21 protein-coding genes are annotated in these 23,104 nt (G+C 59.5%); 5 read left to right on the top strand and 16 right to left on the bottom strand.

From position 1 onward, the window contains the following. Positions 1-39: 39 nt before the first annotated feature. From IM295_RS05730 to IM295_RS05720, 3 genes are read left to right on the top strand one after another with little or no spacing between them, the layout of a single operon-like run. A complete protein-coding gene (locus tag IM295_RS05730; protein WP_047363034.1) occupies positions 40-1,020 on the top strand; it encodes a tripartite tricarboxylate transporter substrate binding protein in 981 nt (326 codons plus the stop codon). An 11-nt stretch (positions 1,021-1,031) separates the two neighbouring features. Then, positions 1,032-1,463: a tripartite tricarboxylate transporter TctB family protein gene (locus IM295_RS05725; protein WP_014884622.1), complete on the top strand. Its 432-nt coding sequence runs from the start codon at positions 1,032-1,034 to the stop codon at positions 1,461-1,463. A gap of 11 nt (positions 1,464-1,474) precedes the next feature. After that, complete coding sequence (locus IM295_RS05720) at positions 1,475-2,989, top strand: tripartite tricarboxylate transporter permease (RefSeq protein WP_041908947.1); 1,515 nt, start codon at positions 1,475-1,477, stop codon at positions 2,987-2,989. On the opposite strand, the gene menE is transcribed toward IM295_RS05720, so the two are convergent. The 8 genes from menE to IM295_RS05680 form a co-directional block, all read right to left on the bottom strand. Beyond that, positions 2,990-4,351, bottom strand: coding sequence for an o-succinylbenzoate--CoA ligase (menE, locus tag IM295_RS05715; RefSeq protein WP_193066377.1), 1,362 nt, complete (start codon positions 4,349-4,351; stop codon positions 2,990-2,992). Further along, positions 4,348-5,313 (bottom strand): o-succinylbenzoate synthase, encoded by a 966-nt coding sequence (gene menC / locus IM295_RS05710; RefSeq protein ID WP_193050956.1) that lies wholly within the window; start codon positions 5,311-5,313, stop codon positions 4,348-4,350. Before menC ends, menE begins: the two co-directional genes overlap by 4 nt. Continuing rightward, entirely contained in the window at positions 5,313-6,170 is an 858-nt protein-coding gene (gene menB, locus IM295_RS05705) for a 1,4-dihydroxy-2-naphthoyl-CoA synthase (protein WP_028013920.1), read from the bottom strand. Before menB ends, menC begins: the two co-directional genes overlap by 1 nt. Continuing rightward, positions 6,167-6,943, bottom strand: a complete 777-nt coding sequence (gene menH, locus IM295_RS05700) for a 2-succinyl-6-hydroxy-2,4-cyclohexadiene-1-carboxylate synthase (RefSeq protein WP_193066376.1) — start codon at positions 6,941-6,943, stop codon at positions 6,167-6,169. The genes menB and menH overlap by 4 nt, the downstream gene beginning before the upstream one ends. Beyond that, complete coding sequence (menD, locus tag IM295_RS05695; protein ID WP_060571949.1) at positions 6,940-8,610, bottom strand: 2-succinyl-5-enolpyruvyl-6-hydroxy-3-cyclohexene-1-carboxylic-acid synthase; 1,671 nt, start codon at positions 8,608-8,610, stop codon at positions 6,940-6,942. Before menD ends, menH begins: the two co-directional genes overlap by 4 nt. An 88-nt stretch (positions 8,611-8,698) precedes the next feature. Beyond that, a complete protein-coding gene (gene menF, locus IM295_RS05690) occupies positions 8,699-9,994 on the bottom strand; it encodes an isochorismate synthase MenF (RefSeq protein ID WP_193066375.1) in 1,296 nt (431 codons plus the stop codon). An 85-nt stretch (positions 9,995-10,079) separates the two neighbouring features. Beyond that, on the bottom strand, positions 10,080-10,385 hold the full coding sequence (gene elaB, locus IM295_RS05685) for a stress response protein ElaB (RefSeq protein WP_028013924.1): 306 nt from the start codon (positions 10,383-10,385) through the stop codon (positions 10,080-10,082). Between the two features lie 53 nt (positions 10,386-10,438). Beyond that, positions 10,439-10,900, bottom strand: a complete 462-nt coding sequence (locus IM295_RS05680; RefSeq protein ID WP_063943408.1) for a GNAT family N-acetyltransferase — start codon at positions 10,898-10,900, stop codon at positions 10,439-10,441. A 71-nt stretch (positions 10,901-10,971) separates the two neighbouring features. Between IM295_RS05680 and rbn the strand changes: the two genes are divergently transcribed. Both rbn and IM295_RS05670 read left to right on the top strand, forming a co-directional pair. Beyond that, positions 10,972-11,889, top strand: a complete 918-nt coding sequence (rbn, locus tag IM295_RS05675) for a ribonuclease BN (protein WP_193066374.1) — start codon at positions 10,972-10,974, stop codon at positions 11,887-11,889. Positions 11,890-11,953: 64 nt separating this feature from the next. Next, positions 11,954-12,958: a chemotaxis protein gene (locus IM295_RS05670; RefSeq protein WP_028013927.1), complete on the top strand. Its 1,005-nt coding sequence runs from the start codon at positions 11,954-11,956 to the stop codon at positions 12,956-12,958. A gap of 91 nt (positions 12,959-13,049) precedes the next feature. Here IM295_RS05670 and nuoN read toward each other — a convergent pair whose 3' ends face one another. From nuoN to nuoG, 8 genes are all read right to left on the bottom strand, one after another. Next, on the bottom strand, positions 13,050-14,507 hold the full coding sequence (gene nuoN, locus IM295_RS05665; protein ID WP_028013929.1) for an NADH-quinone oxidoreductase subunit NuoN: 1,458 nt from the start codon (positions 14,505-14,507) through the stop codon (positions 13,050-13,052). Positions 14,508-14,513: 6 nt separating this feature from the next. Continuing rightward, a complete protein-coding gene (gene nuoM / locus IM295_RS05660; protein WP_151413963.1) occupies positions 14,514-16,043 on the bottom strand; it encodes an NADH-quinone oxidoreductase subunit M in 1,530 nt (509 codons plus the stop codon). 76 nt (positions 16,044-16,119) lie between these two features. Then, a complete protein-coding gene (gene nuoL, locus IM295_RS05655) occupies positions 16,120-17,961 on the bottom strand; it encodes an NADH-quinone oxidoreductase subunit L (protein WP_193066373.1) in 1,842 nt (613 codons plus the stop codon). After that, the gene (gene nuoK / locus IM295_RS05650; protein WP_003861496.1) at positions 17,958-18,260 is read right to left on the bottom strand and encodes an NADH-quinone oxidoreductase subunit NuoK; all 303 of its coding nucleotides are present in this window, start codon (positions 18,258-18,260) and stop codon (positions 17,958-17,960) included. Before nuoK ends, nuoL begins: the two co-directional genes overlap by 4 nt. Then, positions 18,257-18,811: an NADH-quinone oxidoreductase subunit J gene (nuoJ, locus tag IM295_RS05645; protein ID WP_008500212.1), complete on the bottom strand. Its 555-nt coding sequence runs from the start codon at positions 18,809-18,811 to the stop codon at positions 18,257-18,259. The genes nuoK and nuoJ overlap by 4 nt, the downstream gene beginning before the upstream one ends. 10 nt (positions 18,812-18,821) lie before the next feature. Continuing rightward, entirely contained in the window at positions 18,822-19,364 is a 543-nt protein-coding gene (nuoI, locus tag IM295_RS05640; RefSeq protein ID WP_003861491.1) for an NADH-quinone oxidoreductase subunit NuoI, read from the bottom strand. Between the two features lie 13 nt (positions 19,365-19,377). Next, positions 19,378-20,355: an NADH-quinone oxidoreductase subunit NuoH gene (nuoH, locus tag IM295_RS05635; protein WP_008500211.1), complete on the bottom strand. Its 978-nt coding sequence runs from the start codon at positions 20,353-20,355 to the stop codon at positions 19,378-19,380. Beyond that, positions 20,352-23,075 carry an NADH-quinone oxidoreductase subunit NuoG gene (gene nuoG / locus IM295_RS05630; protein WP_045259693.1) on the bottom strand — a complete coding sequence of 908 codons (2,724 nt, stop codon included), beginning with the start codon at positions 23,073-23,075 and terminating at the stop codon, positions 20,352-20,354. Before nuoG ends, nuoH begins: the two co-directional genes overlap by 4 nt. Between the last annotated feature and the right edge of the window lie 29 nt (positions 23,076-23,104).

Genomic DNA, 23,104 nt, shown 5'->3' with positions numbered 1-23,104 from the left:
CAGAAAAAAAGACCCGTACCCCCGGCGTGAGGATAAACGATGAAAAAACAATTACTTTCTACCCTTGCTGCAAGCGTATTGCTGTTGAGTACCTCTGTCGTTCAGGCCCAGGACGCTCCGTCCCGTACCGAATGTATCGCCCCGGCCAAACCGGGCGGCGGTTTCGATCTCACCTGCAAGCTTATTCAGGTCAGCCTGCTGGAGACGAAGGCCATTGAGAAACCGATGCGCGTCACCTACATGCCAGGCGGCGTGGGCGCGGTGGCCTATAACGCGATTGTCGCGCAACGTCCGGCGGAAGCGGGAACGGTGGTGGCCTTCTCCGGCGGCTCGCTGCTGAACCTGTCGCAGGGCAAGTTTGGCCGCTACGGTGTGGATGACGTGCGCTGGCTGGCGACCGTCGGCACCGACTACGGAATGATTGCCGTGCGTGCCGATTCCCCGTGGAAATCCCTGAAAGATCTGCTGACCGCTATGGAAAAAGATCCGAACAGCGTGGTGATTGGCGCAGGGGCGTCTATCGGCAGCCAGGACTGGATGAAAGCGGCCCTTCTCGCCCAGCAGGCGAAGGTTGACCCGCACAAGATGCGCTACGTGGCCTTTGAGGGCGGCGGCGAACCGGTCACGGCGCTGATGGGCAACCACGTTCAGGCCGTTTCCGGCGATCTCAGCGAGATGGTGCCGTACCTGAGCGGGGATAAAATTCGCGTGCTGGCGGTCTTCTCGGAAAACCGTCTGCCGGGCCAGCTGGCGAACGTCCCGACCGCCAAAGAGCAGGGTTATAACCTGGTCTGGCCGATAATCCGCGGCTTCTTCGTCGGGCCAAAAGTGACCGACGCCGAGTACCAGTGGTGGGTCGACGCGTTCAACAAACTCCAGCAGACGGAAGAATTTAAGAAACAGCGCGATCTGCGCGGACTGTTTGAGTTTAACCTGACCGGTAAGCCACTGGATGAGTACGTCAAAAAACAGGTGAATGACTACCGCGAACAGGCGAAAGCCTTTGGCCTGGCGAAATAACCGGAGGCGCTATGAGCGATCGTATTTTTGCCGGGATATGGCTGCTGCTTTGCGTTGGCGGGATGTTTGTCGCCTGGCAGATCCACAGCGAATACAGCTATGAACCCGTGGGACCCCGCCCCTTCCCAATGGGCATCGTCGGCCTGATGCTGCTCTGCTCGGTGGCGCTGCTGCTTCGCCACCCGGATACCGTCGAGTGGCCGCCGCGTCGCATTCTGCAGCGTCTGCTGGTGATGGTGATTGTCCTGCTGATGTATGCCTGGGGCTTTGAGTGGCTCGGCTTCCCGGTGGCGACCGCCATTCTGACGATGGTCATCGGCATGCTGTTTAACGCCACCCTCCCCGCGGCGGGGATCTCAGGCGTGGTGATGGGGATTTTACTGTGGTACGCCTTTGACCGCCTGCTGGACGTGACGTTACCGCTCGGCGCCTGGCTTAATTAACGGAGCACGCTATGGATACCTGGATTTACCTCTCGCAGGGGTTCGCCGTGGCGATGACCCCGGAAAACCTGGTGATCGCCCTGATCGGCTGTTTCGTGGGCACGATTGTCGGCTTGCTGCCGGGCCTTGGGCCGATCAACGGCGTGGCGATTTTACTCCCGCTGGCGTTTGCCCTGCATCTGCCTGCGGAATCGGCGCTGATCCTGCTGGCAACGGTCTACATCGGCTGTGAATATGGCGGACGCATTTCGTCGATCCTGCTTAACGTGCCGGGGGATGCGGCGGCGATCATGACCGCGCTGGACGGCTACCCAATGGCGCGGCAGGGACGCGGCGGCGTGGCGCTCTCCATCTCTGCGGTCAGTTCATTCTTTGGCTCACTGATTGCCATTGGCGGCATCATTCTGTTCGCTCCTGCGCTGGCCCAGTGGTCGCTGGCGTTTGGTCCGGCAGAATATTTTGCCCTGATGGTGTTCGCCATTGCCTGCCTCGGCAGCATGATGGCGCAAAATCCGCTGAAGTCGTTTTTATCCGCGCTGATTGGCTTAGGGTTAGCCACCGTCGGCGTGGATGCCAACACCGGGGTCTATCGCTTTACCTTCGACAGCGTTCACCTGTCCGATGGCGTGCAGTTCATTGTCGTCGTGATCGGCCTGTTCTCTGTCTCTGAGATCTTACTGATGCTGGAGCATACCAGCAGCGGGCAGACGCTGGTGCGCAAAACCGGTCGGATGCTCTTTAGCGCTAAAGAGGGCGCGCAGTGCATCGGCGCCACGCTGCGCTCGTCGGTGATTGGCTTCTTCGTCGGCATCCTGCCGGGCGCCGGGGCTACTATCGCCAGCGCCATCACCTACATGACCGAGAAGAAGCTCAGCGGCAATAGCGACAGCTTTGGTAAAGGCGATATTCGCGGCGTCGCCGCGCCTGAGGCGGCCAATAACGCCTCGGCCTGCGGCTCGTTTATCCCGATGCTGACCCTGGGCGTGCCGGGATCCGGCACCACGGCGGTGATGATGGGCGCGCTGACGCTCTATAACATTACGCCCGGCCCGGCGATGTTTACCGAGCAGCCTGATATTGTCTGGGGGCTGATTGCCGCGCTGCTGATCGCCAACGTCATGCTACTGGTGATGAATATCCCGCTGATTGGGCTGTTCACCCGCATGCTGACGATTCCGCTGTGGTTCCTGGTGCCCGCCATTGCCGCCGTCTCTGCGGTGGGGGTTTACGCGGTGCACAGCACCACGTTTGACCTGGTGCTGATGGTGGTCCTCGGCGTGTTCGGCTACATCCTGCGAAAAATGCACTTCCCAATGTCTCCGCTGATTTTGGGCTTTGTGCTGGGTGAGATGCTGGAGCAGAACCTGCGCCGCGCCCTGTCCATCAGCAACGGTAATGTGTCGATACTGTGGGACAGCAGCGTCGCGAAGGTTCTGTTAGCGCTCGCGGTCATGGTGATTGTGGTGCCGCCGGTGTTGCGCCTGCTGCGTCGTCGCCAGCGCAAACCGGAGCCGGATATCGGCTAACTATACGGACAGCTGGGCATTGACCCACTGCTTTAACGCCTGGCGGGAGATCTTAATCCCGCCATTTTTTAGCTCAGACGGCAGCACCAGCCAGTGAACGGGCTGCTCAAAGCGCGCCAGCCTGCCCTGTACCCAGGTCGGGAAACGGGTGATATCCGTTCCCGGCTCGCACTCCACCACCGCCACCGGACGCTGTCCAAACTCGGCGTCATCCAGCGGGACGATAAACACCTGGTTAATCTGCGGATGCGCGGCGATAACGCGCTCCAGCGATTCCGGCTGGATCCCCTCTCCACCGCTGAAAAAGAGATTGTCCATGCGGCCTAAAATCGTCAGACGGTCGCCATGCCATTCCCCGCGATCGCGAGTGGCAAACCAGCCCTGCGCGTTGGTCAGCGGTATCAGGGCGCCGTCCCGCCAGTAGCCGGAAGCCATGCTCTGCGCTTTGATCCAGACTTCACCGTTAACGACCTGCACCTCTCTGCCCGGCAGCGCACGGCCCACGTCCGGATCGCCGTCAGCCTCTTTTGCGCAGACGGTAGAGGCAAACTCGGTGAGGCCGTAGCCGCAGTACGTTCGAACGCCCTGTTCCCGGGCCTTTTGCGTCAGCGTCACGGGAATGGCCGCCCCGCCGAGCAGCACCGCTTTCAGTGCGATGTGGCTTTCGCTATTCAGGAGACGCCAGAGCTGGGTCGGCACCAGCGAGGCGTGGGTGCAGCCGCGTAGCGCCTGCTCCAGCGGCTGCTTCTCGCGCACGGTTAAGCGCGCACCGGCCTGCAGCCAGCGCCATAAAATCCCCTGGCCGGAAACGTGAAACAGCGGCAGCGAAAGCAGCCAGTCGTCATTATCCCCGTAGGGCATCAGCGACAGCACGCCGAGGGCGCTGGCAAGATGGGCGGCACAGGTATGCACCGCCGCCTTCGGCAGCCCGGTGGAGCCGGAGGTGAGCGTCATGGTGGCCAGCCGCGACGGCTGCCACGCAGCGCAGTACGCATCCGCTGGCTCGCACATGCTCAGGCCGTGAAGGCCGTCGTAGCTGCCGTCCAGCACCAGCGCAAAGCGCAGCGTCATCTGCGGGATCAGCACGTCGAGCAGCGGGCGCGGCAGCTGCGGATTAACGGGAAGAATACGTGCCCCGCACTGAAGCAGCGCCAGCCATGCCAGCAGCGTTTGCGGGTGGTTATAGGCCAGCAGCAGTACGCCGTCGCCCTCCGCCACGCCCTGCTGGTGAAACCCTGCCGCAAGGCGGTCGACGCGCGCGCACAACTGCTGCCAGGTAAGCGCTTCATCATTCAGTCTCAGGGCCGGTTTACCGGCAAAAAGCGCGCGCCAGTGACGCCAGGGCCAGTCGGTAAAACTCATAGCAACGGCTCCAGCGCCTCTGCGTCGAGGCACGGCAGCGTGCTGGCAGGCCACTCGCGGAGAAGCTGAGCCTGCATCAGGTTCAGCGTGTCGAGGCCGGGAACCGTGTCCGGCGTTAACCAGGCGGCAATGCGCGCCAGCTGGGTCAGCCCCAGGCTGGACTCTATCGACGAGCTGATCACCGCCGTCAGCCCCAGCGCGTGCGCCGCCGAGATCTGCTCGCGCACCTTCGTCAGGCTGCCGGTTAGCGTCGGCTTAATCACCACCGCGCTGACGCCGGGCTCGGCGACAAATTCAAAATCGTCCTCGCGCAGGCTTTCATCCCAGGCGATGGCGATCCCCGTTTCGCGGGCAAAGGCGCGCGAGTCATCGCGGGTTTTGCACGGTTCTTCGAGGAAGGCAATGCGGCTGCGGTACGCCGGGTTGACGTACCTGGCGAACTGCTGTGCCTTAAGCGGCGTCCACGCGCGGTTGGCATCCAGACGCAGGTGCAGATCGGGGATTGCTTCCAGCAGCAGATTGGCGACCATGCCGTCACGCACCGCTTCGTAGAGACCGACTTTGATTTTCGCTACTTTCTCGCCCGGCATGGCGGCGAGCAGCGCGAACAGCTCGTCCGGGTCGCCCGTGCAGAGCGGTGCCGCGCGATAGTTAGCCTCTTCCGGCAGGCTACCGTCCAGCTCCGCCAGCGCGCAGCTGATGCCAAAGGCGGCGGAACGCGTGTCCGGTAATGCCGGGTTTGCGCCCTCACGCCACGCCTTTACCCACGTCAGCAATGCAGACTGCGCCTCATCCAGCGACTCCAGGCTAAAGCCCGGCAGAGGCGAAATCTCGCCCCAGCCTTCCCGCTCGCCCTGCTGCAAATGCACGAAGAAGCCGTCACGGGTTTTTAAACGCCGTTCACGCAGCACCACGCCCGCGTCCATCGGTATCTGCCAGCGGTAAACCTGCGCGCGACGCATTACGGGTTCCGTTTGTATTTGCTGAAGTCTGGCTGGCGTTTTTCGTTAAACGCGTTGCGCCCTTCCTGACCCTCTTCGGTCATGTAGAACAGCATGGTGGCGTTGCCCGCCAGCTCCTGCAGACCCGCCTGACCGTCACAGTCGGCATTAAGTGCCGCTTTCAGGCAACGCAGCGCCATCGGGCTGTTTTGCAGCATCTCTCGGCACCAGCGCACGGTCTCTTTTTCGAGATCGGCAAGCGGCACCACGGTATTCACCAGGCCCATATCCAGCGCTTCCTGTGCGTTGTACTGGCGGCACAGGAACCAGATTTCGCGGGCTTTTTTCTGCCCGACGATGCGCGCCATGTAAGAGGCACCCCAGCCGCCGTCGAAGGAGCCCACTTTCGGGCCGGTCTGGCCGAAGATGGCGTTTTCAGCAGCGATGGTCAGGTCGCACATCATGTGCAGCACGTGGCCGCCGCCGATGGAATAGCCCGCCACCATCGCCACCACCGGTTTCGGGCAGGTGCGGATCTGGCGCTGGAAATCGAGGACGTTCAGGTGGTGCGTACCCGCATCGTCCTGGTATCCGCCGTAGTCGCCGCGCACCTTCTGATCGCCACCGGAGCAGAAGGCCTTCTCGCCTTCACCGGTCAGCACGATCACGCCGATACTGTCGTCGTAGCGCGCATCCGCCAGGGCCTGAATCATCTCTTTGACGGTCAGCGGACGGAAGGCGTTACGCACCTGCGGACGGTTGATGGTGATTTTGGCAATGCCGTCGGCGGATTTGTGGTAACGAATGTCGGTGTAGCCTTCGGAGCAGTCCTGCCATTCAACCGGCGCATAAAGCATGTGTTCATCAGGATAGATCATAGAGTGTCCTTTATTCGAAGACGCAGTATCTGAGCCAGACTCGCGGCAACCGCGTAGGGATTTTCCCGGTGAGCGTTGTGTCCGGCGTTTGGAATCGCATGGCGAACGGCGTCCAGTTCAGCGGCCAGGGCCGCGAACTTCTGGTCACGTTCACCGTAGAGATAGTCAAAAGGGAAATTGCATACGCTAATCGCGGCACGCAAATCGGGCTGCACGGCCAGCGACGTTGCTTCGAGCATCTTCGCCAGCGTCGCGCCGTTGTTCTGGCTGCGCAGGGCAATAAGCGCCTTGCGCTGGTGGTCAGTGAGGGAAGCAAATACCGGCTGTTGATACCAGTCGGTAAAGACCTTTTCCAGCGGTTCGGTGCGAAAACGCGTCGCCCAGCGGCGGTCGGATGTCCACCGCGCGTGACGCTCATCCTCATCCTGCAGGCCCGGATGTCCACCCTCAACAATCACCCCCAGCAGCCCCTTTGGCTGCTGGCAGGCATGAAACATCGCAATGCGGCCGCCGAGGGAGTACCCCACCAGCCAGTAGTTCAGTATGTTGTAACTAAGCAGAGTTCGGGTAAGTAACGTGCTCATCTCGTCGAACCCCGTCACGGCAATATCCCCGGACGCACCGTGGCCCGGCAGGTCAAGATAGAGCCGGGAATACTCGCCGAGTGGCTTCCCGACAGACTGCCACTCGCGGCAGTCGCCGGAAAAACCGTGCAAAAAGACCAGCCAGGGATAGCCCGGTGTTCCGGCCTGCTGCACACCCGAGAGGATCACAGCTGGCTCACCTGCGCCAGCAGGCTTTGCAGGGTCTGCGCGCCGTCGGCCTCGTTCACCACCAGCTCAATCAGCGTCGCGCCCGGCTGCTTCCAGGCGGTGCTTAACGCCGCTTCCAGCTGTTCCCAGCTTTCCGGGCGATGGTATTTCAGGCTGAACATCGCCGCGGCGTGTTCAAACTGCACGTTCTGCGGCATCAGGTAGAAGCGCTCGCGCTCGCTCTGGGGCGTTGGCAACAGGGAGAAAATCTGCCCGCCGTTGTTGTTGACCACAATCAGCACAAACGGCGCGGACGCCTGACGCAGTAGCGCCAGCGCGTTGAGATCGTAGAGCGCGGAGAGATCGCCCACGATCGCCAGCGTCGATTTCGCGCTGGCGCGCTGCACCCCCGCCGCCGTCGAGATCAGCCCGTCGATGCCGCTGGCACCGCGGTTGCTGTACACCGGGTAGCCCGCCGGCAGCTGCGAAAAGGCATCGATCAGCCGCACGACCAGGCTGTTGCCGACAAACAGCTGCCCCTGTTCCGGCAGGTATTGGCGAATACGGTGCGCCAGCCCGGCCTCGCTGAATGTCTCACAGCGCGCTTTGGTGATTTCCCACGCCTGACGCGACAGCTCAGGGATCGCCACCGCCCAGGGCTGACGTTTTTCCGCCGGGTGCAGTTCCAGCCAGCTATCAATTTTGCTCACCAGACGACGGCCGCGATGGTGCGCCGGGTCAAGCCGCCCTTCCAGCGCGTCCACCACCCAGTACTCTTCCGGCGTGCAGGTCGCCTGCCACTGCAGCAGACGTTTTCCGGTCAGGCTTGCGCCGATCTGGACCACAATCTGCGCCTGCGAAAGCTCAGTAACCGCTTTCGCGTTACCCAGCCAGAGATCGGCGCATGGCAGCGGCTGGCCGGTCTGGGAAAGCACGTCGCCAATCAGCGGCCAGCCGAGGGTTTGCGCCCATTCGGCGACCAGCCTGCCTTCGGCGGCGCTCATGCGCCCGGCGATGACCACGCCTCGCTTCTGCCGCCAGAAGAACCAGTCGCGCTGTTTCGCGCTCTCAAGATGCGTCTGCTCGCGCAGCCACGGCTTTTCGCTCTGCCACCATTCGCCGAGCGACCGCTGCCAGTCAAGGCCGGTATCGTCCAGCTCGCCGTACAGCGGCTCGGCAAACGGGCAGTTGATATGCAGCGCCCCGCTGCGCAATGTCGCCATGGCGTGATCGACGGTGGAGACCAGCCAGCTTGCAGGAATATCCTGGGTGGGACGCGGTAACGAAACCGTCTGCGAAGGGTGCGTAGAAAAAAGTCCGGGCTGGCGAATGGCCTGATTGGCGCCGCAGTCGATTAGCTCAGGCGGACGGTCGGCCGTCAGCAGGATCAGTTTTTCACCGGTTAACCCGGCTTCAATCAGGGCCGGATAGAGGTTCGCCACGGCGGTACCGGAAGTGACAATCACCGCCACGGGTTCTTTGCTGACCTTCGCCAGCCCGAGCGCGAGATGTCCCAGACCTCGCTCGTCAAAGTGGGTGTGGTGAACAAACGCCCGGTTTTCAGCCGCCGCCAGCGTCAGCGGCGTTGAGCGAGAACCCGGTGCAATACACACGTGCCTGACGCCATGGCGCGTCAGGGCTTCAAGGATCACCGCCGCCCAGCGTCGGTTAAAAGAACTTACTGACATGAGATTGTCCGGTATCAAGAATGCGACACAGTATAAATAATAGAAAAAATTGGAATTTTGATATGAATCGGGATTGCGCGAATCAGTATTAATCCCTTAGGAGCAGAGAGCGCAATCCGGCGGCTTTATTTTCGATCTCCTGCCATTCCTGCTCCGGGTCAGAGCCGCTGACAATGCCCGCTCCGGCGTAAAGCCGCAGAGCGTCTTCCTGTACGCGCGCCGAGCGCAGCGCCACGCAGAATTCGCTTTGTTCGGGGGATAAATACCCGGCCGAACCGGCGTACCACTCGCGGTTAAAGGGTTCAACGTGCTGAATAAACTCGCGCGCTGGCTGTCGCGGAAGCCCGGCAACCGCCGCCGTCGGCTGTAGCACGTGCAGGCACAGCTCATCGTCGGCCTGCTTGAGCTCGGTCCAGATACAGCGGCGTAAGTGCTGCACTTTGCGCAGGCGGACGACCTGAGCCGGCAACACCTCCAGCGTCTGCGTATGGTGTTGAAGACGCTGGCAGATATCTTCGACCACCAGCATATTTTCGCGCTGGTTTTTATCGTCATTCAGCAGCCACTCGCCCAGACGCTGCGCCTGTTTATCGTCAGTATGGCTGGCGACGGTGCCCGCCAGCGCTTCGGTGCGCAGCAGCTTGCCGCGCCGCCGCCAGAGACGCTCGGGCGTGGAGCCGAGAAACGCGTTGCTGGCGTTGAATATCATGCAGAAATGATAGCAGTTTAAATTCAGGGCGCGGCTGGCGGCCATCAGCGCGACGGGGTTAATGCGCTGTTTACACTGCAGGTCGGTGGCTCGGGCGAGAACGACCTTTTCGAAATCACCGCGTGCAATCGTCTCTGTCGCTTTGCCGATAAGGCTAAGCCATTGCGGTTTTTCCGGGTGATGGGTTTCGCGCTCAACCTGCACGGAGAGCGGACGGATCGGTCTGGCGGGAAGCAGTTGCTGTAAGAACGCCCGCGCGGTGTCGGCATCGTCCTCAAGCGAGCTGTCGCTCCACAGCTGCAGACGCAACGTGGCGTTGCCAGCGGTACGTCGCCACAGCAGACGCGGTAAAAAGAGGCTGCCCTGCTCCGGGTTAAACGCGTTCAGGCCGCAGATACGGGTATCTTCAGGGGCGTGTTGCGCACTTAAAAACTGCGAGGCTAACGCCAGAGAGGAGAATTGGACCACCGCTCCCAGCGCGGCCAGCTCTTCATCGCCGTTACGCTGTTGCCAGTAAAACTGGGGATAGCACTGCTGCTCGCCCAGCCAGGCAAGGGGATCGAAGGCATCGTTTAACGGGAAAGAGACGTCGAAATGACGCAGGCCGGATGTGGCAGGTAACGCTTGCGAAAGATGGCTACGCAATTGTTCCAGCGCGAGGAAAATCGAATTCACGCGAACCTCTCCCTGTTAAAACCTCATATTATACGGGGTACCATAAGAAATATCAGTACCCACGTATAGGGAGTGGTTAATCGGCTTAACGACGGGCCAGCAGCAGACCCAGCACCAGCCCTACGGCTGCACCCACCCCAATGCCCTGCCACGGTTTTTCATGGACGTAATCATCGGCACGATAAACCGCTTTTTTGGCGCGGTAGTAGTAAGTATCAGACGCATGGCTGACGCGGTTTTTAACGTCGTGGAGCGCCTGCTCGGCACGGGCTTTCAGCTCGATATATTTCTGATCGGCAGGGTCGCCCGAGGAACGTAACACCTCTTCCAGCGTTTCGCTCAGTAAGGTCAGGTCGTCGTCGATACGGGTATCCCAGGATTGAAATGACATATTTTTCTCCATGTTAGTACACCAGTCCGCTAACTATAGACAACGACGCGCCATTACGCCTGTTTCGCTTCCCGCGCCATGCCGATGTGCGGAATACCGTCTTCGTCGTAGATGTCGGTGACCGGCATAAAACCGAAATGACCATAGAAGGATTGCAGGTGCGCCTGCGCGCCCAGGTATAACGCCTTGTCCGGCCACTGTTTCTGGCATGACTCCAGCGTTTTTTCCATCAGCTGATAGCCCAGTTTCTCACCCCGAGCGTTACCGCTGATAATGACCCGGCCTATCACCACGGGCTCGACATCGTCCTCGCTTTTCAGAATCCTCGCATACGCCACCAGCTCGTTATCCTTCCAGCCGAGGATATGGCGGTTTTCGCCAACGAGGTCATCGCCGTCGATGTCCTGATACGGGCACGTCTGTTCAACCACAAACACTTCGCAGCGCAGTTTAAGCACCGCGTAGAGCGAATGAACGGTGAGCTCACTATGATGTAAATCTTGCCACTGGATCATCTCTTTCTCCTTCCTGGGGTTCATCACGTTATACTAAACCCCTCCCCGTTCGGCAAAGGGCTGATTGCGTTATGGAACTGATTTTTCTGGGTACGTCCGCTGGCGTGCCAACCCGCTCACGAAACGTGACGGCAATTCTGCTGGATCTTAAGCACCCCACCCGCGGCGGGCTGTGGCTGTTTGACTGCGGTGAAGGGACGCAGCATCAGCTGCTGCACACCGCGTATCACCCCGGCAAGCTGGATAAAATTTTTATAACTCACCTGCACGGCGACCATCTGTTTGGCCTGCCGGGCCTGCTGTGCAGCCGCTCCATGGCCGGCAACGCCAATCCGCTGACGATTTACGGGCCTGCGGGTGTGCGTGAATTTGTTGAAACCACGCTGCGCCTGAGCGGATCATGGACGGATTATCCGCTGGAGATCGTTGAGATTAGCGAAGGCCTGGTTTTCGATGACGGTGATTATAAGGTGAGCGCTCAGTCGCTGAATCATCCCGTTGAGTGCTATGGCTATCGCATTGAAGCGCATGACAAACCCGGCGCGCTGGACGCCGCCGCGCTGATGGCCGCTGGCGTAAAACCCGGACCGCTGTTCCAGCGCCTGAAGCACGGCGAGACCGTCACGCTGGAGGACGGTCGCGTCATCAACGGTCAGGATTATCTCGCCGCGCCCGAGCCGGGCAAGAAGCTGGCTATCTTTGGCGACACGGCCCCGTGCCCTGCCGCCCTTCAGCTTGCCCGGGACGTTGACGTGATGGTGCACGAAGCCACGCTGGAAACGGCGATGGAAGAGAAAGCCAACGGCCGCGGCCATAGCTCAACGCGTCAGGCGGCGCAGCTTGCCCGCGACGCAGGCGTCGGGAGGCTGATCGTCACTCACGTCAGTTCCCGCTACGACGCGCGGGGGTGTGCAAGCCTGCTGGCAGAGTGCCTGGCGGTGTTCCCGGCGTGCGAGCTGGCCGAAGATTTCGCTAAGGTCAGCGTTTAGCCCTTCATTTTTCTCTCAGAATGCCGATAACGATTAAAAGGTCAGCATTTCTCTCGAGGGTAGAATGGATAATTTCCAGAAAGATATTGATGACAGGGCGAATCTCACCCTGTCGAACCGTTTTGAACTGTTGCTGTTCCGTCTTGGCACCTCTCTGAACGAAAATAAATCCGAGCTGTTTGGCATTAACGTCTTTAAGCTGCGTGAAATTGTGCCGATGCCGGAATTCACAAAACCCGCCGGGATGAAATCACCGCTGATGGGGATGGTGAATATTCGCGATCAGGTGATCCCGGTGATCGATCTGGCCGCCGTGGCGGGCTGTAAGCCTACCACCGGGCTGAACATCCTGCTTATCACCGAATATGCCCGCAGCGTACAGGCCTTTGCCGTGGAGTCGGTTGAAAACATCATGCGTCTGGACTGGAAGCAGGTGCACGCCGCGGAGACCGCCGTCAGCGGCCGCTATATCACCAGCATTGCCTGCCTGGATGAGAAAACGGATACCAACGATCTGGCGATGGTGCTGGACGTTGAGCAGATCCTCTATGACATCACCCCGGCCAACCACGATCTGCACGCCACCAATCTGAAAACTACCAAGTTCAACATCAAGCCGGGCGCAGTCGCGATTGTGGCGGAAGATTCCAAAGTGGCGCGTTCGATGCTGGAGAAAGGTCTGCAGGCGATGGAGATCCCAGCGCAGCTGCACATCACCGGCAAAGACGCGTGGGAAAAAATTGGCGTGCTGGCCGCACAGGCGCAGGCTGAGGGCGTGCCGATCACCGATAAGATCGCGCTGGTGCTGACCGACCTCGAAATGCCGGAGATGGACGGATTTACGCTGACGCGCAAAATCAAAACCGACCCGGTTCTGAAGGATATTCCGGTAGTGATCCACTCCTCCCTTTCCGGCAACGCCAACGAAGATCATATTCGCAAGGTGAAGGCGGACGGGTACGTGGCGAAGTTTGAGCTGAACGAGCTGTCGTCGGTGATTGAGGAAGTGCTGGATCGTTCGATGAAGAAGATTGGCGGGCCGCTTATAAGCAGGAAGCAGCTGGCTTAGGTCCTGTGCGGGCTGCTGCCCTCACCCCATCCCTCTCCCACAGGGAGAGGGCGCAAACCATAAAAAACCCGCCGAGGCGGGTTTTTTGTTTTTACATTAATGGCATCGCTCGCTGCACGATATCAATCAGCGGCTGCGGATAGATACCGAAGATCAGCACCAGCAGCGCGGAGATAAGCACTACGATACCACCGGCGCTGTACTGCCAGTTGCCTGGAGCATCGCGGTTGAGCTGCTGAGGCGCGCTCAGGTACAGGCTCACGGCCACACGCAGGTAGTAGTACAGACCAATCGCGGAGCCGATAACGACACCGGCAGTCAGCCACCACAGGTGCGCCTGCACACCGACGGCCAGCACGTAGAACTTACCGATAAAGCCCAGCGTCATCGGGATACCCGCCAGAGAGAGCATCATCACGGTCATTACGGCGGACAGAATTGGACGGTGCCAGAACAGACCACGGTAGGAGAACAGTGAATCGGCATCCGGACCACGGTACGGGCTGGACATCAGGCTCACCACGCCGAAGGCGCCGAGGCTGCTGAACAGGTAACCGGCCAGATACACGCCCACGGCTTCCATCGACATCTCACCGCTCTGCAGCGCAATCAGCGCCACCAGCAGGTAGCCCAGATGAGAGATGGACGAGTAGCCAAGCAGACGCTTGATGTTGGTCTGGCTCAGCGCCATCAGGTTACCGAAGATGATGGAGACGAACGCGATGATGCCCAGCACCACGCGAACGGCTTCACTATCACCCACCGGCGCGTACAGGAACAGACGCATGACCACACCGAAGATAGCGATTTTGCTCGCCGTCGCCAGGAAGGTCGACACCGGAGCAGGCGCACCCTGGTATACGTCCGGCGTCCACAGGTGGAACGGAACCAGAGAGAGCTTGAAGCCGAGGCCAACGATCATCATGCCCAGACCCGCCAGCAGCAGCGGCTCATGGAGCATGCCGTCGCCGAGGCTCTTGCCGAGCGCCATGAAGGAGAGGTTACCGGACTGAGCGTACAGCAGCGCAATACCAAACAGCAGGAAGGACGACGCGGCAGCAGACAGAATGGTGTACTTGATGCTCGCTTCCAGAGAGCGCTTCTGACGGAAGGCGTAACCAATCAGGCCGAACAGCGGCAGAGAGATCAGCTCAATACCGAGGAACAGCGCGGCCAGATGGTTGGCATTCGCCAGCAGAATGCCGCCCAGCGCGGCAATCAGTACCAGCAGGTAAAACTCTTCTTTGTTGTCGTTGTAGCCTTCAAGCCACGGGTAAGCAAAGGTACAGGTTGCCAGGCTCGCCAGCAGCACCAGCCCGGTGTAGAGCATGGCGTAACCGTCAACGCGCATCAGCGGCGTGACGTCCATCGCCCCGCCCTGGCCAACAAACCAGAGTGAGACTAACGCGGCATTCAGGCCGATGACCGACAGCGTGGCATTCAGGAAGTGATTGCGTCGCCACGCAATGGAGAGCATCACAACCACCACCGTCAATCCGACGATCAGCAGCGGTAGCAGCGCGATCAGTTGTTGTGGAGTTATTGTCATGGCGAATTACGGCCTTGTAGTAGAAGCAGAATTAACAAACCACTGCTGGATATTGCCCATCGCGCTGTGCGAGGTATCCAGAATCGGCTGCGGGAAGAAGCCCAGCAGCACCAGCAGTACGACCAGCAGCAGGATGATGAACAGCTCACGCAGCGACATCCCCGGCAGTTCTTGTGCAGCAATTTCGCTCTTCGCTTTACCGAAGTAAGCGCGGTGCAGCATCGCCAGCGAGTACACGGAAGCGAACACCAGACCAAAGGTGGAGATCACGGTAATCACCGGTACCACTTTGAAGCTGCCGAACAGAATCATAAATTCGCCGACGAAGTTACCGGTGCCCGGCATCCCCAGAGTCGCCACCGCGAAGAACATGGAGAGCGCTGGCAACCACTTAATTTTGCTCCACAGACCGCCCATCATACGCATGTCGCGGGTGTGCAGACGTTCGTACAGCTGACCGCACAGGATGAAGAGACCGGCTGCGGACAGACCGTGCGCAATCATCTGGATCACCGCGCCCTGGTACGCCAGCTGGCTGCCGGTGTAGATAGCAATCAGCACGAAGCCCATGTGGGAAACGGAGGTATAAGCAATCAGACGCTTGATGTCGTATTGCGTGAAGGCCATCCAGGCACCGTAGAAGATACCGATCACACCCAGCCACATGGCAATCGGTGCGAACTCCGCGGAGGCATTCGGGAACAGCGGCAGTGCGAAACGCAGCAGACCGTAGGCCGCCGTTTTCAGCAGGATGCCCGCCAGGTCAACGGAACCCGCCGTTGGTGCCTGGGAGTGCGCGTCTGGCAGCCAGCCGTGCAGAGGAACCACCGGCATTTTCACCGCGAAGGCAATAAAGAAGCCCAGCATCAGCAGGTATTCAACGCCGTGTGACATCGGGGTCTTCAGCAGGTCTTCATAGTTGAAGGTCCAGGTGCCGGTTGCGCTGTGATGAACGAACACCAGCGCCAGAATGGCAATCAGCATTACCAGACCGCTCGCCTGGGTATAGATGAAGAACTTGGTTGCCGCCGTGATACGCGTTTTACCGTCGGACGCCTTGTGGCCCCACAGCGCGATCAGGAAGTACATCGGCACCAGCATCATCTCCCAGAAGAAGAAGAACAGGAACATGTCGATGGCAAGGAACACGCCGATCACGCCGCCCAGGATCCACATCAGGTTCAGGTGGAAGAAGCCCTGGTATTTTTCGATTTCTCGCCAGGAGCAGAGTACCGCCAGAACGCCGAGCAGACCGGTCAGCACCACCATCAGCAGCGACAGACCGTCAATCGCCAGGTGGATCGTAATGCCGAAACGCGGGATCCACGGCAGGATGAACTCAGACTGCCACTGCGGAATGCCCGCAGACTGGGTCAGTGAGTAACCGCCCTGCAACCACAGTTGCAGGCCAAGCGCGAGCGTCAATCCCATGGTGATCAGCGCGATCCAGCGCGGCATCTTCACGCCAAAGCGTTCGGTCTGCCAGCACAGGAAGCCGCCGATGAAGGGAATTAATATTAGCCAGGGTAGTAACATGGCGATTTACATTCCTTTTTAAGGCCCCCAGCAGGGGCCTGATTTTCAACGAATTCGAATAAAATTCACTTAACGATCAACGCAATACCATCAGCAGCGCCAGCACCACAACCGCACCGATGCTCATGGACGCCACATACCAGCGCAGGTAACCGTTCTCGCTGTACAGCAGGCCTTTACCTGCAAAGCGGGAGAGGATCGCCGGGATGTTCATCAGGCTGTTCAGCGGGTCGCGCTTCAGCAGCCACGCAACGCCCAGGAACGGCTTAACGAAGATCATGTCGTACAGCCAGTCGAAGCCCCACGCGTTGTACCACCAGGTGCCCAGCAGGCGGCCCGGCGCACTGTTGGCCACGGCAGTGACCAGCGTACGTTTGCCCAGCCACAGCCATGCCGCAATCAGGATGCCCGCGATAGCGACCACGCCGGAGGTGATTTCAAGCGTCAGGACGCGGCCGTGCTCAAGCTCGGTTGTCGCCGGCAGTACGCCCTGCAGCGGAGGCACAATCATCGCGCCAACGAAGGTGGACAGTACCAGCAGCACAATCAGCGGCAGGTGGTGGGTAATCCCCTTCCCTGCGTGAGCGTGAATTTGTTCTTTACCGTGGAATACGATGAAAATCATACGGAAGGTATACAGGGAGGTCATGAACGCACCGACCAGACCCGCAACCATCAGATTGATATGACCATTCGCCATGGCACCCGCAAGGATTTCGTCCTTACTGAAGAAGCCCGCGGTAATCAGCGGCAGTGCCGCCAGCGCCGCGCCGCCCACCAGGAAGCAGACGTAGACCAGCGGGATGGACTTACGCAGTCCGCCCATCTTGAAGATATTCTGCTCGTGATGGCAGGCCAGAATCACCGAACCGGATGAGAGGAACAGCAGCGCTTTGAAGAACGCGTGCGTCATCAGGTGGAAAATGGCCGCGTCCCACGCCTGAACTCCCAGCGCCAGGAACATGTAGCCAATCTGGCTCATGGTGGAGTACGCGAGAACGCGCTTGATGTCGGTCTGAACCAGCGCGGCAAAGCCTGCCAGCACCAGCGTGACCGCACCGACGATACCCACCAGATGCAGAATTTCCGGGGTCATCAGGAACAGGCCATGGGTACGCGCAATCAGGTAAACACCGGCGGTGACCATGGTCGCGGCGTGGATCAGCGCGGAGACAGGGGTTGGACCCGCCATCGCGTCGGCCAGCCATGTCTGCAGCGGCAGCTGTGCGGATTTACCCACGGCACCACCCAGCAGCATCAGCGTTGCCCACCACAGCATGTTATTGCCTGCCTCGAAGTGTGCTGGCGCCAGTTCCACCATCTCGCGGAAGTTCAGCGTGCCCAGTTCGTTGTAGAGAATGAACAGCGCGAACGCGAGGAAGACGTCACCCACGCGGGTCACGACGAACGCTTTCATGGCCGCTGCGCCATTCTTCGGATCGGTATAGTAGAAACCGATCAGCAGGTAAGAGCACAGGCCCACGCCTTCCCAGCCCAGATACATCAGCAGCAGGTTATCGGCCAGCACCAGAACCACCATGCTGGCAATAAACAGGTTGGTGTAGGCGAAGAAGCGGGAGTAACCCTCTTCACCGCGCATGTACCAGGAGGCAAACATGTGGATCAGGAAGCCGACGCCGGTGACCACGGAGAGCATGGTCAGCGAGAGACCGTCCAGCACCAGGTTGAAACCGATGTTGAAATCACCGACCGACATCCAGGTCCACAGCGGCACGCTGAAAGGCTGGCGTCCGTTGTTAAAGAAGTCGATACCCGCATACGCTGTGACCAGCGCGGCCAGGCCGACAGAGCCCATGCCAACGGTCGCGGACAGATTCTCAGACCAGCGGCCGCGAGAAAACGCCAGCAGCACGAAGCCAATCAGCGGAAAAATAATGGTTAAGGCAAGCATATTCATCCACGCAACTCACTTACTGAATCGATGTTCAGATTCTGGCGGCGACGATGGAGCTGCAGCAACAGCGCCAGGCCAATACTCGCTTCAGCAGCCGCGAGGCTGATGGCGAGAATGTACATCACCTGACCATCGGTCTGGCCCCAGTAGCTTCCGGCGACCACGAAGGCCAGCGCGGAGGCGTTAATCATGATTTCCAGGCCGATCAGCATAAACAGCAGATTGCGGCGGATAACCAGACCGGTCAGACCCAGAACGAATAAAATCGCAGCGAGGATCAGTCCATGTGTTAAGGGGATCATGCGCGCTCCTCCGTTTTTCTTTTCGCGCGGTCGTCAGTGCGGTTGCTCAGCACCTCGCCAGCACGCTCTTCGCGGCCAACGTGGAAAGCCACAACCAGGCCTGCCAGCAGCAGCATAGAGGCCAGTTCCACCGCCAGAACGTATGGGCCAAAGAGCGTGATACCCACCTCTTTCGCACCAATTGGCGTGCCGTCGATGCCCTGATCGTTGACGCCCAGAATGGCGTAAACGATCACCACCAGCATGATGGCCGACAAAATTGCCGGGCCAATCCACACCTGCGGTTTTAACCACTGACGTTCCTGCTCAATTTCAGAGCCGCCCAGGTTCAGCATCATCACTACGAACACGAACAGCACCATGATGGCCCCGGCGTAAACGATGATCTCCAGCGCACCGGCGAAGTGCGCGCCCAGCGCGAAGAACACCCCGGAAATAGCCAGCAGCGAAATGATTAAGTACAGCAGCGCATGCACCGGATTGGTGTGCGTAATCACTCGCAGCGTAGCCAGGATGGCGATAAGGCCACAGATATAAAAAGCGAATTCCATTGCCCTCTCCTTACGGTAACAGGCTCTTGACGTCGATAGGCTTAGCTTCGTTCTCTGCTTCGCCCTTATCTTTGCCGTCGATTGCCATACCCGCCATCCGGTAGAAGTTATATTCCGGGTATTTGCCCGGACCGGAAATCAGCAGATCCTCTTTCTCGTACACCAGGTCCTGACGCTTGTACTCACCCAGCTCGAAGTCTGGAGTCAGCTGAATCGCCGTGGTTGGGCACGCTTCTTCACACAGACCGCAGAAGATGCAGCGTGAGAAGTTAATGCGGAAGAACTCAGGGTACCAGCGGCCGTCTACCGTCTCGGCTTTCTGCAGAGAGATACAGCCGACCGGACACGCTACCGCACACAGGTTACAGGCAACGCAGCGCTCGGAACCGTCCGGGTCGCGCGTCAGCACGATACGGCCACGGTAGCGCGGCGGCAGATATACCGGCTCTTCCGGGTACATCCGGGTTTCGCGTTTAGCAAACGCGTGCAGGCCGATCATCCAGATACTGCGTACCTGGGTACCGAAACCTACCAGTAATTCTTTTAAGGTCATGGTCTATAGCCCCTTATGGCTGCTGCCAGAGAATGACAGCTGCCGTTACCAACAAGTTGACGAGCGTCAGCGGCAGGCACACTTTCCAGCCGAAGGACATTACCTGGTCATAACGTGGACGCGGTAACGCTGCGCGAATCAAAATGAACATCATCATGAAGAACGCGGTTTTCAGCGCGAACCAGATGAACGGCGGTAAGAACGGGCCATGCCAGCCACCAAAGAACAGCGTTACCATCAACGCGGAAATGGTGACGATACCGATGTACTCGCCCACAAAGAACAGACCGAACTTCATGCCGGAATATTCAATGTGGTAACCGTCGGCCAGTTCCTGTTCGGCTTCCGGCTGGTCAAACGGGTGACGGTGACACACGGCCACGCCCGCGATAGCAAAGGTAATAAACCCAAAGAACTGCGGGATAACGTTCCAGATGTCGGCCTGATTGTTGACGATGTCGGTCATGTTGAATGAACCGGCCTGCGCCACCACGCCCATCAGGGAGAGCCCCAGGAACACTTCGTAGCTCAGCGTCTGCGCGGAAGCACGCATCGCGCCCAGCAGCGAGTATTTGTTGTTACTGGACCAGCCTGCGAACAGGACCGCGTAAACCGCGAGACCAGCCATCATCAGGAAGAACAGAATGCCGATGTTCAGGTCAGCGACCACCCAGGTCGGGCTGACCGGAACGATAGCAAACGCCAGCAGCAGCGAGGTGAAGGCGATCATCGGTGCCAGAGTAAAGATCACGCGATCCGAGAAGCGAGGGATCCAGTCCTCTTTAAAGAACATCTTGATCATGTCCGCGACCAGCTGGAGTGAACCACCCCAGCCCACGCGGTTCGGTCCGTAACGGTTCTGGAACAGACCGAGAAGACGACGTTCACCAAAGCTCATGAACGCGCCGCAGGTGACCACCACCAGCAGGATCACAATCGCTTTCAGAATGCTCAGCAGGATGTCGATAAGATCCGGCGTTAACCAACTCATGCTTTTGCCTCCTGCAGATTATCAAGACGCGCACCCGCCAGAACCGGCGCGATGCCAGGCATACCCATCGGCAGACCGACCTGCCCTGCTGTCAGATTTTCAGAAATAATCAGCGGCAGGCTGATGGTCTGGCCGTCATAGCTAAAGGCGATGTTCGCGCCCGCGTTAACGCCAAGCTTCGCGGCATCCGCCGGGTTGAGCTTGATGTACGGCTGCGGCATACGGGTCTGGAAGACCGGTGAACGCTGGGACAGCTCGTCGCTACCGAACAGGTGGTAGTACGGGGCAATACGCCAGCTACCGTCCTGCGCCTGGAAGCTCGCCGGTACGGTGGTGAAGAAGTCCAGACCGGTTTCGGAAGCTTCAATCAGACGCACGCCCGGATCGCCGTGGCGCAGGGAGCCGCCCACTTCAGCCTGGAACTTGTTCCACGCCTGCGGGGAGTTCCAGCCCGGAGCCCATGCGAACGGGATTTGCGAACGCGGCGCAGACGGCTGGTTGTTCCCTTCCATGGAGAAGGCGAACATGGTGTCTTTATCCTGCGGCTGGCGCGGTTCGTGCACGCTGATATTGGCACGCATCGCGGTACGGCCGCTGTAGCGGTGCGGTTCACGCGCCAGCTTCTGGCCGCGGATGCGGAAGCTTGCTTCAGGTGCGGCATCTTTAATGCCTGCCAGCTGAGGCAGTTTCTCCACCACCGCGTCGATAACGTGGTCGAGCTGCGTCCAGTCCACTTCACGGCTCTGCACGGTGCTGTGCAGGGAGTGCAGCCAGCGCCAGCTTTCCAGCATCACGGTGTTGCTGTCGTAGTACGCCGGGTCATAAACCTGGAAGAAACGCTGGGCGCGGCCTTCGTTGTTGATAACGGTACCGTCGCTTTCTGCGAAGCTTGCCGCAGAGAGCACCAGGTGCGCTTTGTCCATGATCGCGGTGCGCTGATGGTCAATGACCATCACCAGCGGCGCTTTGGAGAGCGCGGCGTCAACGCGAGCGGCAGACGCATGGCGATGCAAATCGTTTTCCAGCACCACCACGGCGTCAGCGGCACCGGATTCCAGTTCGCTCAACGCTTCTTCCAGCGAGCCGCCGCCAATCATGCCCAGACCGATGCTGTTTACCGCACGGGCAATCATGGTCACGCCGACGTCTGCACCGCGGCCTTTCAGGGCTTTGGCAACGTTCGCGGCGGCCTGAATGATTTCAGCGCTACCGGCGTTGGTTCCGGAGATAATCAGCGGTTTCTTCGCACCTGCGAGGGCCTGAACAATCACGTCGACCTTGTTTTGCAGGTCGCGATCCAGCTCAACGGCCGGTGAGCTGTTGTCCAGCGCGTGGGCAATGGCAAAGCCGAGGCGCGCCTGGTCTTCAACCGGGGCGCAGTAGGTCCACGCCGCGATATCATCCAGACGGGTATTGTCGACGTTAGTCACAAACAGAGGATGCTTCGCGCGCTGGCCGATGTTGAGGATCGCCGCAATCTGCCAGTCAGCCACTTTCTGCGCCGCTGCCATTTCACGTGCTTTACCCTTCACCGCCTGACGAACCGCCAGAGCCGCGCGGGCGCCGGTCTGCGTCAGGTCTTCACCCAGCACCAGGACCGCATCATAGGATTCAATTTCGCGCAGCGCAGGGGTATGGATACCGCCTTCACGCAGCACTTTCAGTACCAGCTGAAGACGTTCCTGCTCGCCCTGGGCGATGCCGGTATAGAAGTTTTCCGCCCCGACCAGCTCGCGCAGCGCGAAGTTGCTTTCGATGCTGGCGCGCGGGGAGCCGATACCGATCACTTTCTTCGACTGGCGCAGAATATCTGCCGCGCCCTGCATCGCCTGTTCAGCGTTCAGAGTAATGACGTCGTCGCCACGGCGCTGAACCGGCTGACGCGGACGGTCTTTCAGGTTCACATAGCCATAGCCGAAACGACCGCGGTCGCACAGGAAGTAGTGGTTAACGGTACCGTTGTAACGGTTTTCGATACGACGCAGTTCGCCGTAGCGCTCACCCGGGCTGGTGTTACAGCCGAGGGAACACTGCTGGCAGATGCTTGGTGCAAACTGCATGTCCCATTTACGGTTGTAACGCTCGGAGTGGGTTTTATCCGTGAATACGCCGGTCGGGCAGATTTCTACCAGGTTACCGGAGAATTCGCTCTCCAGCACGCCGTCTTCCGGACGGCCGAAGTAGACGTTGTCGTGCGCGCCATAGACGCCCAGATCCTGACCGTCCGCGTAGTCTTTGTAGTAACGCACGCAGCGGTAGCAGGCGATGCAGCGGTTCATTTCGTGAGAGATGAACGGCCCCAGATCCTGGTTACGGTGGGTACGCTTGGTAAAGCGATAGCGACGGAAGCTGTGACCGGTCATCACGGTCATATCCTGAAGGTGGCAGTTACCGCCCTCTTCACAAACCGGACAGTCGTGCGGGTGGTTGGTCATCAACCACTCCACCACGCTTTCGCGGAACTGTTTGGCTTCTTCGTCATCAATCGAAATAAAGGTGCCTTCGGTGGCTGGCGTCATACAGGACATTACCAGGCGACCACGCGTGTCTTCCGCGTTTTGATATTGCTTCACCGCACACTGGCGGCAAGCACCGACGCTGCCCAGCGCCGGATGCCAGCAAAAGTACGGAATATCGAGGCCAAGAGACAGACAAGCTTCCAGCAGGTTGTCCGCCCCGTTGACTTCGTATTCTTTGCCGTCTACATGAATCGTAGCCATTAGCATGCTTCCAGTTGGCTCAGTCGAAA

Source organism: Enterobacter cloacae complex sp. P14RS (assembly GCF_014895895.1).
GTDB lineage: Bacteria > Pseudomonadota > Gammaproteobacteria > Enterobacterales > Enterobacteriaceae > Enterobacter > Enterobacter bugandensis.
The sequence above is the reverse complement of the archived record's forward strand: the minus strand, read 5'-3'. Positions and strand labels throughout refer to the sequence as shown.

What these genes read in the sequence shown, in the direction of transcription:
- IM295_RS05730 (WP_047363034.1), top strand. Translation starts at nt 40, where the DNA reads ATGAAAAAACAATTACTTTCTACCCTTGCTGCAAGCGTATTGCTGTTG.
- IM295_RS05725 (WP_014884622.1), top strand. Translation starts at nt 1,032, where the DNA reads ATGAGCGATCGTATTTTTGCCGGGATATGGCTGCTGCTTTGCGTTGGC.
- IM295_RS05720 (WP_041908947.1), top strand. Translation starts at nt 1,475, where the DNA reads ATGGATACCTGGATTTACCTCTCGCAGGGGTTCGCCGTGGCGATGACC.
- menE (WP_193066377.1), bottom strand. Translation starts at nt 4,351, where the DNA reads ATGAGTTTTACCGACTGGCCCTGGCGTCACTGGCGCGCGCTTTTTGCC.
- menC (WP_193050956.1), bottom strand. Translation starts at nt 5,313, where the DNA reads ATGCGTCGCGCGCAGGTTTACCGCTGGCAGATACCGATGGACGCGGGC.
- menB (WP_028013920.1), bottom strand. Translation starts at nt 6,170, where the DNA reads ATGATCTATCCTGATGAACACATGCTTTATGCGCCGGTTGAATGGCAG.
- menD (WP_060571949.1), bottom strand. Translation starts at nt 8,610, where the DNA reads ATGTCAGTAAGTTCTTTTAACCGACGCTGGGCGGCGGTGATCCTTGAA.
- elaB (WP_028013924.1), bottom strand. Translation starts at nt 10,385, where the DNA reads ATGTCATTTCAATCCTGGGATACCCGTATCGACGACGACCTGACCTTA.
- IM295_RS05680 (WP_063943408.1), bottom strand. Translation starts at nt 10,900, where the DNA reads ATGATCCAGTGGCAAGATTTACATCATAGTGAGCTCACCGTTCATTCG.
- rbn (WP_193066374.1), top strand. Translation starts at nt 10,972, where the DNA reads ATGGAACTGATTTTTCTGGGTACGTCCGCTGGCGTGCCAACCCGCTCA.
- IM295_RS05670 (WP_028013927.1), top strand. Translation starts at nt 11,954, where the DNA reads ATGGATAATTTCCAGAAAGATATTGATGACAGGGCGAATCTCACCCTG.
- nuoN (WP_028013929.1), bottom strand. Translation starts at nt 14,507, where the DNA reads ATGACAATAACTCCACAACAACTGATCGCGCTGCTACCGCTGCTGATC.
- nuoM (WP_151413963.1), bottom strand. Translation starts at nt 16,043, where the DNA reads ATGTTACTACCCTGGCTAATATTAATTCCCTTCATCGGCGGCTTCCTG.
- nuoL (WP_193066373.1), bottom strand. Translation starts at nt 17,961, where the DNA reads ATGAATATGCTTGCCTTAACCATTATTTTTCCGCTGATTGGCTTCGTG.
- nuoK (WP_003861496.1), bottom strand. Translation starts at nt 18,260, where the DNA reads ATGATCCCCTTAACACATGGACTGATCCTCGCTGCGATTTTATTCGTT.
- nuoJ (WP_008500212.1), bottom strand. Translation starts at nt 18,811, where the DNA reads ATGGAATTCGCTTTTTATATCTGTGGCCTTATCGCCATCCTGGCTACG.
- nuoI (WP_003861491.1), bottom strand. Translation starts at nt 19,364, where the DNA reads ATGACCTTAAAAGAATTACTGGTAGGTTTCGGTACCCAGGTACGCAGT.
- nuoH (WP_008500211.1), bottom strand. Translation starts at nt 20,355, where the DNA reads ATGAGTTGGTTAACGCCGGATCTTATCGACATCCTGCTGAGCATTCTG.
- nuoG (WP_045259693.1), bottom strand. Translation starts at nt 23,075, where the DNA reads ATGGCTACGATTCATGTAGACGGCAAAGAATACGAAGTCAACGGGGCG.